The 14773-nt window shown below is 42.7% G+C and carries 14 protein-coding genes; 7 read left to right on the top strand and 7 right to left on the bottom strand.

Going from position 1 to position 14773, the window contains the following annotated elements:
- Positions 1 to 95 precede the first annotated feature (95 nt).
- Positions 96 to 521: a universal stress protein gene (locus BLP92_RS14430; protein WP_090843655.1), complete on the bottom strand. Its 426-nt coding sequence runs from the start codon at positions 519 to 521 to the stop codon at positions 96 to 98.
- Positions 522 to 535: 14 nt separating this feature from the next.
- Complete coding sequence (locus BLP92_RS14425) at positions 536 to 1999, bottom strand: SulP family inorganic anion transporter (RefSeq protein ID WP_425284449.1); 1464 nt, start codon at positions 1997 to 1999, stop codon at positions 536 to 538.
- A 288-nt stretch (positions 2000 to 2287) separates the two neighbouring features.
- Between BLP92_RS14425 and BLP92_RS14420 the strand changes: the two genes are divergently transcribed.
- The 5 genes from BLP92_RS14420 to BLP92_RS14400 all read left to right on the top strand — a co-directional run bounded on the left by BLP92_RS14420 (position 2288) and on the right by BLP92_RS14400 (position 6745).
- Positions 2288 to 3106 (top strand): HAD family hydrolase, encoded by an 819-nt coding sequence (locus BLP92_RS14420; protein ID WP_090843654.1) that lies wholly within the window; start codon positions 2288 to 2290, stop codon positions 3104 to 3106.
- Between the two features lie 87 nt (positions 3107 to 3193).
- Positions 3194 to 3631, top strand: coding sequence for a hypothetical protein (locus BLP92_RS14415; protein WP_090843653.1), 438 nt, complete (start codon positions 3194 to 3196; stop codon positions 3629 to 3631).
- 194 nt (positions 3632 to 3825) lie between these two features.
- Positions 3826 to 4026: a cold-shock protein gene (locus tag BLP92_RS14410; RefSeq protein WP_090843652.1), complete on the top strand. Its 201-nt coding sequence runs from the start codon at positions 3826 to 3828 to the stop codon at positions 4024 to 4026.
- A 219-nt stretch (positions 4027 to 4245) separates the two neighbouring features.
- A complete protein-coding gene (locus BLP92_RS14405) occupies positions 4246 to 5238 on the top strand; it encodes a LacI family DNA-binding transcriptional regulator (RefSeq protein ID WP_090843651.1) in 993 nt (330 codons plus the stop codon).
- Between the two features lie 130 nt (positions 5239 to 5368).
- Entirely contained in the window at positions 5369 to 6745 is a 1377-nt protein-coding gene (locus BLP92_RS14400; RefSeq protein ID WP_090843650.1) for a sucrose-specific PTS transporter subunit IIBC, read from the top strand.
- Between the two features lie 740 nt (positions 6746 to 7485).
- Here the strand turns inward: BLP92_RS14400 and BLP92_RS14395 are convergent.
- Positions 7486 to 9309, bottom strand: a complete 1824-nt coding sequence (locus BLP92_RS14395; protein ID WP_090843649.1) for a BCCT family transporter — start codon at positions 9307 to 9309, stop codon at positions 7486 to 7488.
- Between the two features lie 585 nt (positions 9310 to 9894).
- Here BLP92_RS14395 and csaA point away from each other — a divergent pair.
- Positions 9895 to 10227: a chaperone CsaA gene (gene csaA, locus BLP92_RS14390; RefSeq protein ID WP_090843648.1), complete on the top strand. Its 333-nt coding sequence runs from the start codon at positions 9895 to 9897 to the stop codon at positions 10225 to 10227.
- Between the two features lie 10 nt (positions 10228 to 10237).
- Here the strand turns inward: csaA and BLP92_RS14385 are convergent, their stop codons facing one another.
- Both BLP92_RS14385 and BLP92_RS14380 read right to left on the bottom strand, forming a co-directional pair.
- Positions 10238 to 11074, bottom strand: coding sequence for a DUF2628 domain-containing protein (locus tag BLP92_RS14385; protein ID WP_090843647.1), 837 nt, complete (start codon positions 11072 to 11074; stop codon positions 10238 to 10240).
- A 194-nt stretch (positions 11075 to 11268) separates the two neighbouring features.
- Positions 11269 to 12126 carry a GerMN domain-containing protein gene (locus tag BLP92_RS14380; RefSeq protein WP_090843646.1) on the bottom strand — a complete coding sequence of 286 codons (858 nt, stop codon included), beginning with the start codon at positions 12124 to 12126 and terminating at the stop codon, positions 11269 to 11271.
- Positions 12127 to 12548: 422 nt separating this feature from the next.
- Between BLP92_RS14380 and BLP92_RS14375 the strand changes: the two genes are divergently transcribed.
- Positions 12549 to 13187 carry a hypothetical protein gene (locus BLP92_RS14375; RefSeq protein ID WP_090843645.1) on the top strand — a complete coding sequence of 213 codons (639 nt, stop codon included), beginning with the start codon at positions 12549 to 12551 and terminating at the stop codon, positions 13185 to 13187.
- A 352-nt stretch (positions 13188 to 13539) separates the two neighbouring features.
- Here the strand turns inward: BLP92_RS14375 and BLP92_RS18085 are convergent, their stop codons facing one another.
- A complete protein-coding gene (locus BLP92_RS18085) occupies positions 13540 to 13695 on the bottom strand; it encodes a hypothetical protein (protein ID WP_175444314.1) in 156 nt (51 codons plus the stop codon).
- 66 nt (positions 13696 to 13761) lie between these two features.
- A complete protein-coding gene (locus BLP92_RS14370; RefSeq protein WP_090843644.1) occupies positions 13762 to 14769 on the bottom strand; it encodes a glycine betaine ABC transporter substrate-binding protein in 1008 nt (335 codons plus the stop codon).
- Positions 14770 to 14773: the final 4 nt, after the last annotated feature.

The raw sequence follows: 14773 nt of genomic DNA, 5'->3' as shown, positions 1-14773 counted from the left end.
TCCATAAGCTCTTACCGTTAGTTTAGCATACTTCCTATTCAGGTCCGGATAAGGAAAAACAGCCTCTCTTCATGGAAGAAAGGCTGTTTTTTAAATTACTTGACCATTAATACAGGAGCTTTTACGTACTTTACTACCTTGTGGCTGACACTGCCGAGCACCATTGTCTGCATCGTATTCAGTCCGCGGCTGCCGAGGACAAGCACGTCATAATCATGCTCATTTGCATGAGCAATAATAGCTTCCGCAGTTCCGTCTTTTCCATGGAGTACCGTAGTATCCGTAGAAATATTTTCTGCTTCGATCATTTCCTTATAATCAGCAAGCAGACGTTTACGCTTAAGAGAAGCGGTATCTGAATCCCCGTAATGCAGCACATCAGATTTCGATTTGTTGCCAGCAACTACATACAGCATTTCAATAGAAGCACTATCCTGCAGCTTGGCCAGTTCAATAGCTTTTTCTGTAGCACGTTCACTGTGTTTGGACCCGTCAATTGCTAAAAGAATTTTCTTGAACATTTGTTCAGCTCTCCTTAATGTCCGGAAGCTTTGCTTAAACCGCCGATTTTTTCCATAAGCTGCGAACTTTCTTTGTTCAGGCCTGTAATTTCTACAGTAATATTGCGCAGCCCATATTTATGCTCAATTTTGTCAAGCGCTCCTACCGCAGAATCATCCCACAAGTGAGCATTCGATAAATCAAGGATAACATGTTTTGCATCAAGTTCGTAATCCAGCTGAGTAACAAAATCCTGTACAGAAGCAAAGAACAGCTGGCCGTGCACTTCGTACGTCATCGTCTTCATTTTCATACTGTAATGCTCTTCAATTTTCACCTGAGAAAGCTTCCAGGCAAAGAAGATGGCACTCAAGATAACCCCGGCAAATACTCCGATAGCGAGGTCGTGCGTGTAAACTACGGTACCTACAACAGTGACCATAACAATGGCATCAGTACGGGGAATTTTATGGATATTCGTAACGGATGACCAGTCAAAAGTTCCAATTGAAACCATGATCATTACCCCGGCGAGCGCGGCCATAGGAATCTGCACGACCCAATTTCCGAGAACAATAATCAGAAACATCAGGAAGACTCCGGCTACAAGTGCGGACAATCTGCCGGTTCCGCCGGACTTCACGTTGATGACAGATTGCCCAATCATCGCACAGCCTGCCATTCCGCCGACAAATCCGGTAGCTACGTTCGCGATACCCTGTCCACGGCTTTCTTTATTCTTATCACTATCTGTATCTGTCATATCATCTACGATAGAGGCAGTCAGCAATGATTCCAGAATCCCTACCATTGCCAGTGCAAGAGAGTAAGGGAAAATAATTGCCAATGTTTCAAAGTTTAAAGGAATATTTGGAATCAGGAATACAGGAAGAGTATCCGGAAGTGCTCCCATATCTCCAACTGTACGAACTCCGAAATTCATCATAATCGCAAGCGCAGTTACTACTACAATAGCAACGAGTGTAGAAGGAACAGCTTTCGTAAAACGGGGCAGTATATAAATAATAACGAGCGTTAATGCTACTAAGGCATACATCACCCAGGTTTCATTTACAAAATGCTGCAGCTGCGAGGTGAAGATTAAAATTGCCAGTGCATTCACGAAGCCTATCATGACAGACCTCGGCACAAACTTCATCAGTTTCGCAAGTTTAAACACACCAAACAGGATCTGCAGGATACCAGTTAGAATCGTGGCGGCAAGGAGGTATTCTAAGCCATGGTCTGCTACAAGAGTAATCATGAGCAGCGCCATTGCTCCAGTTGCTGCGGAAATCATTCCGGGACGTCCGCCGACAAAAGAGATTATCACAGCAATACTGAAGCTGGCATACAAGCCAACCATCGGATCAACACCGGCGATAATAGAGAAGGCAATTGCCTCAGGGATCAGCGCGAGCGCTACTACCATCCCAGCAAGAACATCTCCTTTCACATTGCTGAACCATTCATTTTTAATTTTTTCGATCGTAGTCAAGCCGTGCACCTCTTTCCATATATTTTATTTTGAGCTCTTCCTCGAAGAACTCGGTCCGTAGTGAACACACGGATTATAACAGCTGCCGATCAAAAAACAAAATGGAATGTAAGCGTGCGTCATTAGCTGTTTTCTTCTATTTACTGTATTTAACTGCATAATTCTTTTATTCACATAAAATTGTTTACATAATATTAATGAAGAAAATAAAAAACTTACACTCTCTTTATACTGTCTTCATGTTGAAATGTTACGTTGAGAGCAAGCCGGACTTAGAGGAGTTTGAATATGAAAATAAAAGCGGTATTTATTGATATGGATGGCACACTGTTACAAAAAAATAACGAAATTTCTCCACTTACGCTTGCAGTAATCAGGGAGATTGCGAACCGTGGGGTGCATGTATTTCTTGCTACAGGAAGACACCTGGATATTACACTTCCCTATCACAGAAGACTCGGATTAAAAACACCGCTTATCTGCTTGAACGGGGCAGGTGTATACGACTGGTTTTCTTTAGATCCGCTGCAGCTGCGGACCATCCCTCCAAGCAAAGAACTTCACGCAGCACTTGTGAATAAAAAGCCAAGAAACATGATGATCCACACCGCAGATTCCCTTTATTGTGCAAAAGAGGACGAAATTACTGAGGGCTGGACTGCAGAAGCGAAAAGAAAGCCGCATTATATTGGGGATCTTGAGACGGTGGAACCGGAAAATATTTTAAAATACAGTATCAGATCACATGAAAGAATTGAGCTGCCGAAAGGAATATACGAAAAGAACTGTAACTTCATCAGGTGGGATGATGGATTTGAACTTGTACGAAAAGAAGTATCTAAATGGTCTGCTATCGAATATCTGCTGCATCAATATGGAGTCTCCAGACAGGAAACTGCAGCATTCGGAGATGGACCAAATGATCTGGAAATGATCCGTAACTGCGGGATGGGTGTGGCTATGGGCAATGCCATTACTCCGCTGAAAAAAGCAGCCGATTTTATTGCAGGTGACCACGAAGAAGACGGACTCGCACAATTTTTAGAGAGTTATATACTGAATACGCCTCTGAGGTCTTTGAAAAACGCAAAACCATTTGTTGTATAAATATATTTTCTCCTGAAATTACCAATTCGCCTGTTTACGAACTTCCGATATTTTCGTAAAATAAGGAAGAGACAGGGGGAGATAGGCATGAAGATGTTGTTCAAATTAATAGCTGCTTCCGTGATCACGCTGCAGGGGTGCAATGAAGCAGGGGCCCATGAAGAAGTAACCCTATCCTTAGCGCCTGAGTACAGCGGCGGCACTTTGTACGTATCACCCGTCGTTACATATGAAGGGGAAGAGGAAGCGGTTTTTCAATTTGGCCATAGTATAGCGAGGATTGTAGAAATTCGGGAGGAAGATGAGCTCCTGTTTGAAGGAGAAGAAGAAGATGTTGATGTGGACCAGCAGACGACAATGGAAGAAGATGATGAGCGGACAGGCTACACTGTAGAATTGGATGTGGAGCCGGGAATATATACGATAAAAGCTGAAGCAGAATATCATATTGTAACGGCAGAAAACGAATTGGAAAAATACAGACATGAACTTCAGCAGAAAGTAGAAGTGCAAAGTGAGAGATAAGTCTTTCATGACAATGTATAAAGCGCTGTCAATTTTCAGATTTTTTAAATTACAGCATTGATTTGAATTGGGAATAATGGTATTATTTCCATGTAGTTTATTTGAATTGAGAAACATTTTAAGGCCTCTTTCAAAGAAAAGGCAGGAAATGATTCAAACGATTCAAAGAATTTTATTTAGGAGGCCGATGAAGAATGGAAAAAGGAAAAGTAAAATGGTTTAACGCAGAAAAAGGATTTGGATTTATTGAGCGTGAAGATGGAGACGATGTATTTGTACACTTCTCTGCTATTCAGGCAGAAGGTTACAAAACGCTGGAAGAAGGCCAGGAAGTTGAATTCGAAATTACTGAAGGAAGCCGTGGGCCGCAGGCAAGCAACGTTACTGCAGTTTAATACACTCATAACAGGAGACCACCTTCAGGGGTGGTCTTTTTCATGCTTCCGGCAGGGTGGATCCACGGAGACAGTACCCGCAGAAAACCTTCCTTCCGTGAGTAAAGAGGCGGTTATAAAAGGGATGTTTTTTGGAAAGTTTACCTGCAGAACATCAGGTTTCAATTCATTAGATTTCAAATTATTTTAGTGGTAGGATATTTTAGGGGAGGTGAAATAATGGTAAATATCAATGAAATCGCCAGGCTTGCAGGAGTTTCGCGTACGACTGTATCACGTGCTTTAAATCAGTCAGGATATGTTAGTGAAAAAGCGCGGAAAAAAATAACGAAAGTAATTGAAGAAACCGGGTACGTTCCAAGTGAGCAGGCTAAATCTCTGCGGCTCCAAAGAACAAAAGTTATCGGGGTGGTACTTCCAAAAATCAGCACAGAAACGCTGGGCCGGATTGTGGAAGGAATAGATGAAATTTTAAGTGCATCCGGGTACCAGATTCTGCTTGCGAATTCCAGTTTAAATAAAGAAAAAGAAATTGCGCAGCTGAAGCTGTTGGAAAGCAGAAGAGTAGATGGCATTATTTTAGCCGCAACGAACCGGGAAGAAACGCTGATGCAGACGATCCGGGAACTGCGTGTGCCACTGATTGCGGTAGGACAGGATCTGCCGGAAGTTTCTTCAGTTATATATGACGATTTCAATGCAGCAAAAACAATAATGAAGAAAATGATTTCCAAAGGCTACCGCAGGATCGGCTTTATTGGAGTGGAAGAAACGGATCAGGCAGTAGGACAGTTTCGAAAACAAGCATATCTCGATGTAATGAACGAAGAAAATATTGAAATTCAGGAAGGCTGGATGCAGCAGGCTGACTTTAACATTCAGTCCGGGGAAGCTTCGATGGAGGCAATGCTGCAGGTATGCAGTACCAGGCCGGAAGCTGTCTTTGCAGTGACAGACCGGCTGGCAGTAGGGGCGATGCAGACTATCCGGAAGCGGGGACTCCGGGTACCGGAGGAAATTGGAATAGCCGGGATTGGCGCTTCGGAAATTTCCAGGTACGTCACACCGCCGCTTACAACGATTGATTATCAATATGAAGAGGCAGGAAGGGAGTCAGCAAGGCTGCTATTAGAGCAATTAGAATCAGGTAAAAAGAGTGTAAAAAAATCAGTAATGAACTATGGACTTTTAGAACGAGATAGTTTAATATAATAAATGGAATCGATTTCATAAATCGCTTTCATTTTTATTACCGTAAAGTGGAATCGATTACACATTCCTTCCATTTTTGAATTTTATATGGTGGTTAGTTAATTTTTTATTAAAGAAAGGGGCAGGCAGCATGGCAGAAGAAAACCGCAGAATAGCCGAGGAGCTGATTGAAGCCGTCGGCGGAGAAGACAACATTTTATCAGCTGCGCACTGTGCAACAAGACTGCGTTTGATGGTAAGAGACAAAGAGAAAATTGACCAGGAGAGGGTCGAAGAGATAGATAAGGTGAAAGGAGCTTTTTATAATTCCGGACAGTTCCAGGTAATACTTGGTACAGGAACAGTCAACAAAATTCATCATGAAATTGTAGAACTGGGAGTTTCCGAATCCTCAAAATCGGAGCAGAAAGAAGAAACGAGCAAGCAGGGAAATGCTATACAAAGATTGCTTCGTACTTTTGGAGACATTTTTGTTCCGATCATTCCTGTTCTTGTAGCAACGGGTTTATTTATGGGACTGCGAGGATTAATTACCAACGTATATCCGGACGCACTTCCAGATAACTTCCTTCTTTACACACAGGTACTGACTGACACCGCCTTTGCATTCTTGCCGGCGTTAATCGCCTGGTCCGCCTTCCGGGTATTCGGAGGAAGTCCGGTTATTGGTATTGTACTCGGCCTGATGCTTGTAAATCCGGCGCTTCCGAATGCTTATGATGTAGGTTCGGGAGACGTAGATCCGCTGCTTTTCTTTGGATTTATTCCGGTCATTGGCTATCAGGGCTCTGTACTGCCAGCATTTATTGCCGGATTTGTCGGTGCAAAGCTGGAAAAATGGCTTCGCGCTCGTATTCCGGAAGCACTGGACCTTATCTTAACACCGTTCTTAACGCTTTTGATTATGATCACAGCTGCATTGTTTGTACTTGGACCAATCTTTTCTGCTGTAGAAGCGGCAATTATGGCTGGAGCTACAGTAGTACTTGAGCTTCCATTTGGTATCAGCGGCTTAATCATTGGCGGCCTTCACCAGGTGATCGTTATTACAGGGGTACACCACATTTTCAATCTGTTTGAAATCCAGCTGCTGGCTGATAATGGATTAAATCCATTTAATGCGCTGATTACAGCAGGGATTGCAGCACAGGGTGGTGCAGCACTGGCAGTCGGACTGAAGACGAAAGCGAAAAAATTAAAAGCAATCGCGCTTCCTTCCTCGCTGTCTGCTTTTCTCGGTATTACAGAGCCGGCCATCTTTGGTGTAAACCTTCGTTACGGAAAGCCGTTTGTAATGGGGCTTATCGGGGGAGCAGCAGGTGGATTCTTTGCAGCACTTTTCAACCTCCAGGCAACAGGAATGGCTATTACTGTTATTCCAGGGTTCCTGTTATATCTTGATACTGTTACAGGTGCTTTATTATACGCACTTACAAATGTTATTGCAGCTGGAACTGCATTCCTTCTTACTTGGATGTTCGGCTACAATGACGAAATGCAAAAATAAAAAAAAGCTCCTGTCGATTGACTTCGGCAGGGGTATTTTTTATGGGAGGGAAAGGGGAACCTTCCTGTAAGCAGCCGGAGTCAGTAAAGCGGAAGCTGCCTTTTCCTGTATTTTCCCCGCCTATAGGTCCTGCTTTCCTCTGCAGAGCATATGAGCCTGTTTTATTTTTACCGGTTGGCATAAAAATCAGCTGACATTCTCTTCCTGCTGCGCTATTTTACTGTGGGCGGCCTTATTATCCTTCGAAGCTTCTATAATTTACTCTGGACCGCTTATATTTTACTCCGATCCCGCTATACTTTACTCCAATCCGCTTATAATATATTCAAATCCGCCTATGCTTCATCCTCACGGTCCTCTCCTGTGATGATCTTAGAGCCACAACCCCTTGCAGAGCATATGAGCCTGTTTTATTTCTACCGTTTGGCATAAAAATCAGCTGACATTCTCTTCCTGCTGCGCTATTTTACTGTGGGCGGCCTTATTATCGTTCGAAGCTTCTATAATTTACTCTGGACCGCTTATATTTTACTCCGATCACACTATACTTTACTCCGATCCACTTATAATATAATCAAATCCGGCTATGCTTCATCCTCACGGTCATCGCCGGACGTTACGGAGAAACGAAATCCACATAAAAAATATGCGGATTTTTACTGTGTCGGATAAATACCAATCTCTCTTATCCTCCAAAAAACAGCCCTCACAAATGCGAGGGCTGCCAGGTTAAAACTGTTTTATTTATTCTCCGGTGGTTTTTTCTCCGTAGTGTCATCGTTATTATTAAACTGTTCCTCAAACTCATCCCGAAGGTCTTCGTAAATCTTTTCTTTAAATTCCTGATATGCTTCTTCTTTAATATCGTCATATACTTCGTCTTTTACCTGTTCGTAAACTTCCTCTTTCACATCTGCCTTAATATCATCGTAGAGCTCTTCACGAACATCTTCTTTTAAATCATCCCGTATTTCTTCATCAAACACGTTTTCCTTCATTCCGCCGAACACTTCATCTTTCACCAGGCGGCGTTCTTTCTTTCGAACCTTTATTTTGTCAGCTTTCAAGTCTTTAGACATCATAATTATTAATGAAAAGATCATGACAACCATGATGATCGCGAAAGGAAGTGCTGCAACAATGGAGGCAGTCTGAAGACCTTCCAGCCCGCCGCTTAATAGAAGAACACTTGCTGTTCCTGCAATTAGGAGACCCCATAGGATTTTAACTGCAAGTTTAGGACTGAGGCTGCCGCTGCTCGTCATTGCTCCGAGCACATACGAAGCGGAGTCTGCAGAAGTAATGAAGAAGATAATAATTAATAAAATAGCGAGACCGCTCATCAGGCCGGCTAAAGGAAGCTCGCCAAGCGTTGCAAAGAGAGCCAGCTCGGCATCGGCTGTCACCATATCACCAATCACATCGTTCCCGCCGAGAATTAAATTCAGCGCGGTACCGCCAAATGTCGTAAACCATACTGCTGCCAGAATAGAGGGCACAATCAGTACGCCGGCAACGAATTCCCGAATTGTCCTTCCGCGGGAAATACGGGCAATAAAGATACCCATGAACGGTGCCCAGGAAATATGCCATGCCCAGAAAAAGATAGTATTATTGCCAAGCCACTCACCATCGCCATAAGGGTCAAGATCAAGGCTCATGGATAGAACGTTGGACAAGTAGCCGCCTATCGTTGTTACAAAATTCTGTGCAATAAATAATGTCGGGCCAACAACAATAACAAATAAAAGCAAAAGTGATGCAAGAGAAAGGTTAATCGTACTCAGAATACGAATCCCTTTGTTCACCCCTGTAGCAGCTGAAAACATAAACAGTACGGTAACAATACCGATAATTGTCAGCTGGGTTGTTGCTGTATTTTCAATTCCATCAAACAGGTAGGAAAAACCTCCAGAGATCTGCAGCGCGCTCAATCCGAAAGTAGTAGCGACCCCGGTAGAGGTGGCGAGCACAGCAAGAGTGTCTATCCCTTTTCCGAAAGCTCCTGAGGCTTTATCGCCAATAAGCGGATGAAATGCAGAGCTGATTAACGCAGGCTGATCTTTTCGGAACTGTACATAAGCAAGCGTTAAAGCTACCAGGGAGAAAATTGCCCAGGGATGCAGTGCCCAGTGAAAAACACCATATCGGAGTCCTGCTGTTGCTCTTGTGCCTTCTGTCGCACCTGCATAGTCAGGGTGAGGATCAAAGAAATAAAGTACAGGTTCTGCAACGCCCCAGAAAACAAAACCTACCCCGATTCCGGCAGAGAACAGCATTCCAAGCCAGGTAAAAAAATTATACTCAGGTTTTTCATCAGGTTTCCCCAGCTTTAACTTTCCGAAGGGGCTGGCGGCGAGAAAAAGAACAAATCCAATAAAGAAAGCGGTCGACAGCATATAAAACCAGCCGAAATTGTTGAGCGTGAAGGCAAGCCCTATACCGGAAGCCTCCTCCAGTGAACCTGGAGAAAAAAGTCCCCAGAGAACAAAGGCAAGTACAAGTGGTGCAGAGATGAAAAAAACAATACTTGGTTTTTTCGTTTCATAGGAGTAATTTTTCATATAGTAGTGTGATCTGCTGAGATGCAGATACTCCCCCTTTTTTAAGATTTTTTTCGACGAATTAAGAAATTAATACTGCTGGATACAATAAAGAGGTTATTCATCAGAAAGAAATATCCAGAATAAAAGAAAATGCATTTTTTCATCTGGAGGGCTTCCTTTTCCGCGCATACATCCTGTTTCTCAAAAGTATCTCCCTATGTTACTCATCGAATCGTACAGAAAAATAAAAGAGCAGCTGTAAATTAAGAGTACTGAAATAATTATGTATTTCTTCTGGGAAAGAAGTGACAGCACTCATCATATTTTATTATTCCCTAAGTGTCTACCCTCAGAAACGCATATTTATTTCAATAATAGGAAGAAGGAGGTAAATTGTCCTGTAAAGCAGGAAAAAGAGGAGAAATGTTGAATGCTTAGACGAGGAAGAAATTCAAAAGCAATGCAGACGGAAAATAAATAAGGAAATAAAGTATATTCAGGATTTAAGCTGCGCATGTTCGCCGATACACGAAAGCAGATAAATAAAGACCTGTATTCGCAGAATTATTTTTTATCGTCTGTATAAAGAAGGAGAGAAAAAACATGGCAGAATTTGAAGATTTTTTAAAGCTGGACATTCGGATTGGAACAGTAATAGAAGCAGGGGAGCTGGAAAAAGCAAGGGTGCCAGCAGTGAAAATGGTGATTAATTTCGGTGATGAGATAGGAAAGAAGCAATCAAGCGCCCAGATTACGAAGCGGTACACCCCGGAAGAAATGGTAGGAAAACAAGTTGCAGCTGTTGTAAATTTTCCACCGCGGAAAATTGCCGGATTTACTTCAGAAGTTCTTGTGCTGGGAGGCATTCCAGGGGAAGGGGATGTCGTATTATTAAATATTGACGAGCCGGTGCCGAACGGAACAAAAATAGGCTGAACCAGATTCATTAAGAACCTGGTGCAGCCACATAAAACGTCTGTGAATCGTAGAGCTGTGTATCAATAAAAAGATCTACGCGGTATTCTCCTGTTCTGACCGCAGGATCTTCGGCGTCCAGTAAGCCGAGAGAAAGCCGGTCCTGGGAAAAGAAAGTAAAAGAACGGTCGTTTATACTTTCCCAGATACCGTTATTTAGAAAAAACAACTCAAAAGCTAATGTGCGGTTTTCCAGTGATTCACCTACATAAAGAAGGTTAATTCTGGCGTCATACTTTTGGAACACAGGCTCTTCGGCGACATTGATTTGTCCAGCAGGGGTCTGGGCTTCGTCATTATATACATATATCCCATTTTCGAGCGGAGGATTATACATCCATTCTTCTGCAAGTACAAACGGATAAGCAGTCAGGGCTGCCAAAAGCGCTGTTACAAGTACTCCTGCAGCAGTACTCCGTCCGGAAGCGCGAAACAAAGGTGCAGTGCTTTTTCCACTTTCCTGCATCTGCAGCTGCCTGCGGATTTTCCGAAGGTACAGCGGATTTCCTGCCAGCCCAAAAAACGAGTGAAGCAGCAGCATTGGAAAAACTAATAAAAACAGCGAAGGCTCCGCATCGGCAGTAAGGTTCAGCAGCGCTGGCAGAAATGATTCTATTAACAGGAATAACAGCACCGTACCAAAATATGCTGCGCTGAGTATGTACATATGTCTTGAAGCGGCCCAAAAAGGTGCAAGCAGAAAAGCAGCCCAGTTCCAGCCGGAAAATCGAAAAGGGTTCTTATAAGATGCAGCATTATAATAGTAATTACTGTTTTGGCCGACAAGGGTGTGAGGGAAATTATCCATATTTCAAGCTCCTTCTAAAACTTACATTCCAACATTCAGTGTAGCATGAAATGAATAAAAAGAAGAAGTGACGAATTCTTTACAGCCGGAGAAATACTGTGATGAAACTATTAGAGCCGTGATTACCCATAAAAAAGCTGAGCATCTGAAAATCACTTCAGTATGGCTCAGCTTTCTAAAGATAGTTATACTATTTATTCGAAAATTTCATATTCATCCGGGCTGCCGGCTTGGATTGGAGTACTGAGATCCATATGCCCAAGAAAATTTTCGGATGTTTCACCATCAATTAAGATAAGTGTTTTCTCCGCATTAAACTGCTCCATCATCATAGCCACCTGCTCTGTAAGCATGCCTTCGCCGCTTGAGCCCAGATTCGCATCTTGAATTTCAGAGGAAAATGAAACGTGTGCTGTATCATCTTCAAGTTCCACGGACTGTACACTGACACCTTCAGGAAGGAGGCTGTAGAGCTCTTCAGAAGTAGGACCGGCTGCCCAGAGCTCCATGGCTTCCATCGCACCAGCTTCATTCAGGGGCACATCTGTATCCGCTTCTACACGATAAGTATTCATTAATTCAGCATCTGAAAAGTAAAGATATAAAGGGGATACTCCTGCAGCTGCCTCTGCTTCCCCCTCATTGCTCTCTGTATTGGCATCTTCACTTTCATTATCTGCTTCTTCATTGTTATTGGAAGCATCTGTAGGATCTTCAATCACCTGATCATCTTCTTCAATTACCTCTGCATTATTATCTGCAGCGTTATTTTCCGTATCGTTATTTTCGTTGTTTCCACTGTTGTTCTCAGTAGAAACTTCATTATCCGTGTTATCAGCATCTGCTTCGTTTGTATCGGAATTCTCTTCCACATTGTTGTTTTCATTATTTTCTTCAGTTAGGTTATTTTCCTCGTTCACTTCATCCAGATTTTCTTCCACTTCATCCGCTCCACCGATATTTTCATTGTCAGTATCTTCGTTTCCCTGCCCGCATGCTGCCAATGTACCAATAACGAAAGTACTAAATAAAATATAAGATAATTTCTTCATAAAAAACGCCCCTTTTATATTTATATTATGTAATGAATGTTCTCTATATTAGACGGCTTTATAGGAAAAAGGTTACACGTTAGAAGACAGAATGTTATCTCGCTTTTTTTTTTTGAGGAAATTCGTCGAATAAAAGTCCTTGGAGCAGTCTCTCCGAAAGTGAAGCAGTATTATTAACTTCTTTTTAGCAAAACTTTTATTTTCAAGGCAGCCTTCTCTCCATTCGATGGAGCTTGTTAATACTGCTTTTATAAGGAAGAAACAAACTTAATGATAACCAGGAAGTGACAATCACTTTTTATGCGTAAGAGCCATGAGCATTAACTGGGCTAAAATAATAAGAGAAATCTTCAGGGAAGTTAGAATGAGGTAGAAAGAGGGAAATTGTTTGGTTATAGTAGAAGGAGGGAGGGGGATAAAGTTTGAAAAACAGAAGTATTCCCGAGATGATATACGAAGGTTTTATGGTGCTTCTGGCTTTTGCTGCCGTAGCAACCATCTGGTATGAAACGAGATTCGAAGATGTGATTGTCTGGGGAACATGGGGAATCTTTTTTGTGGATTTTTCCATTCGTTTTTATAAAGCAGAGAAAAAGTGGAAGTTTATTAAAGGGCATCCTTTTATGGTAATTGCTATTATACCGCTGGATGCGATTTTTCAATTTGCGAGAATTGCCCGGGTACTGCATTTTTTCCGGCTGAAAGTAATGACAAAATATTATACGAAGCCAGCCATTAAATTAATTGCGAAACAAAAATTAACACATATTATTCCTGCTATTATACTGCTCGTATTTATATGTACGATCCCCCTTTATTTAGCGGAGACAGAACAGCTGGAGCATTATGCAGAAGCATGGCTCGGGAGTGTGGCTTCGCTTGTGTTTTTTGGATACGCCTATATTGACCCGCAGACAACAACAGGGACGATCATTGTTACACTTCTTACAGTAAGCGGCGTAATTATGCACACAGTGGCGATCAGGTTTATTATTTACTGGATCCGGGACACCTATGTGGCTAAGAAAGCACAGAAAAAAGCAAAAAAAGTAGTCGATTGATTTGAAAATAAGTATCAAAAAAGCGGCCCCCAAAGGGACCGCTTTTTACAAGCTGTTGAAAAATATTTTTCTGTATAAGTATGTGCTTTTATGCTTTGCCTTTGAAGGTACGCTTTCCGGAGGGAACTCTCTCAGCTGACCTGCCTTTTTAAAAGAGGAGGATGGCTTCACGCAGCCAAATCATTGGCTGGTTTCTCGCATGCTTACTATATTCTCCCGGTAAAAACACTTGAGAAGATTTAAGAATCGTTCTTCATCCTCACGGGAGTCGACCTTCTGCGGCTGCAGCTGAAAAACAGGATTATATTTTATACAGCGTCTCCAGTACAAGCGCAGCTTTTTCTATAAAAAACTATTCTCCATATCTTCCGGCGGTGACGCCTGTGGAATTGAGCGCAGTCTGAAGATCCTTTCCAATGCCCACGGGTATTGGAAATAGCTGAAGACCAGCCCACGGCAAGCTTCCGCCGGAAAGCGGAGGAAAACCCATACCCAGCAAATCATACATATACAAAAATCCTTGCTTTATAAACACTCTAAAAAAAGCGGCCCCCAAAGGGACCGCTTTTTACTATTACTGCTGAAGATCTTCGATAGAATCAATATCCATGTATTCAGGAACTACAAGTCCAGTGCGTGCACCTTCAAGGTTTGCTCCGAGATCTTCCATAGAATCACCGTAATCTTCTAAAAGATGCTCATGTGTGCCCGGCAGCCAAGCAGCTACCATTGCATCAGCTTCACCTTCAGAAACAGCCTGGAACATAAAGTTTGCTTCCAGTGGATTCATTGTTACATCGTAACCAAGATCTTCAAGAACAAGTGCAATCATATTCGTAGAAGCAATTTCAGAATCCCATGCTACGAATACAAGCTCGATTTCTTCTCCATCGACAGAATCAACACCATCTGTCCACTCAGAAACCATATCTTCGTTTTCATCAACCCAGGCGCGTGCAGCTTCTTCTTCATCTTCGCCTTCCTGGATAGCGGACATGATTTCACCCATTTCATCTTCTGACCACTGGAAGTTATTTAGTACTTCATAAGCTTCCGGCATATCGTCAGAAAGACCTTCACGTACGAAAGTGTGAATATCTTCTGCTTCACCGAACACGTTTTCAGGGTCGTCAAGGAACTTCAGGTCGAATTCCGCGAATTTCCAGTGAGGTGTCCATCCAGTAACAATCACCGGCTCTTCATTTTCATATGCATCTGCAAGTGCCTGTGTCATTGCAGCATCAGAGCTTGCCTGCACAGTCCAGTCTCCAAGCTCATAAACTTCCACTGCTTCTTCTGCTGCAGACATAACGCCTGCTCCAGCATCAATACCAGTGATTGTGTAATCAAGCTCTTCACCATAGTCGCCGCCGGCAGCTTCACCGTCTTCTGCGTTATTGTTTTCTGCATCGTCCGCTGCATTGTTTTCCTCGTTCGCATTATTATCTTCTGTAACGTTGGCATTGTTATTATCAGCCGCGTTATTCGTGTTGTCTTCGTTCTCTGTGTCGTTTCCGCAGCCTGCAATAACGAGGCCTAGTGATAAACTTGCAGCTAGTCCGAACTTATTCATTTTCTTCATGGTA

This window comes from Alkalicoccus daliensis, assembly GCF_900103955.1.
GTDB lineage: Bacteria > Bacillota > Bacilli > Bacillales > Salisediminibacteriaceae > Alkalicoccus > Alkalicoccus daliensis.
This window is presented reverse-complemented; position numbering and strand designations above follow the sequence as displayed.

Excerpts from the sequence above, each read along its gene's own strand:
- BLP92_RS14400 (WP_090843650.1), top strand. The coding sequence starts at position 5,369 with ATGGCAGAAGAAAACCGCAGAATAGCCGAGGAGCTGATTGAAGCCGTC.
- csaA (WP_090843648.1), top strand. The coding sequence starts at position 9,895 with ATGGCAGAATTTGAAGATTTTTTAAAGCTGGACATTCGGATTGGAACA.
- BLP92_RS14405 (WP_090843651.1), top strand. The coding sequence starts at position 4,246 with ATGGTAAATATCAATGAAATCGCCAGGCTTGCAGGAGTTTCGCGTACG.
- BLP92_RS14385 (WP_090843647.1), bottom strand. The coding sequence starts at position 11,074 with ATGGATAATTTCCCTCACACCCTTGTCGGCCAAAACAGTAATTACTAT.
- BLP92_RS14370 (WP_090843644.1), bottom strand. The coding sequence starts at position 14,769 with ATGAAGAAAATGAATAAGTTCGGACTAGCTGCAAGTTTATCACTAGGC.
- BLP92_RS18085 (WP_175444314.1), bottom strand. The coding sequence starts at position 13,695 with ATGTATGATTTGCTGGGTATGGGTTTTCCTCCGCTTTCCGGCGGAAGC.
- BLP92_RS14420 (WP_090843654.1), top strand. The coding sequence starts at position 2,288 with ATGAAAATAAAAGCGGTATTTATTGATATGGATGGCACACTGTTACAA.
- BLP92_RS14415 (WP_090843653.1), top strand. The coding sequence starts at position 3,194 with ATGAAGATGTTGTTCAAATTAATAGCTGCTTCCGTGATCACGCTGCAG.
- BLP92_RS14395 (WP_090843649.1), bottom strand. The coding sequence starts at position 9,309 with ATGAAAAATTACTCCTATGAAACGAAAAAACCAAGTATTGTTTTTTTC.
- BLP92_RS14410 (WP_090843652.1), top strand. The coding sequence starts at position 3,826 with ATGGAAAAAGGAAAAGTAAAATGGTTTAACGCAGAAAAAGGATTTGGA.
- BLP92_RS14430 (WP_090843655.1), bottom strand. The coding sequence starts at position 521 with ATGTTCAAGAAAATTCTTTTAGCAATTGACGGGTCCAAACACAGTGAA.
- BLP92_RS14380 (WP_090843646.1), bottom strand. The coding sequence starts at position 12,126 with ATGAAGAAATTATCTTATATTTTATTTAGTACTTTCGTTATTGGTACA.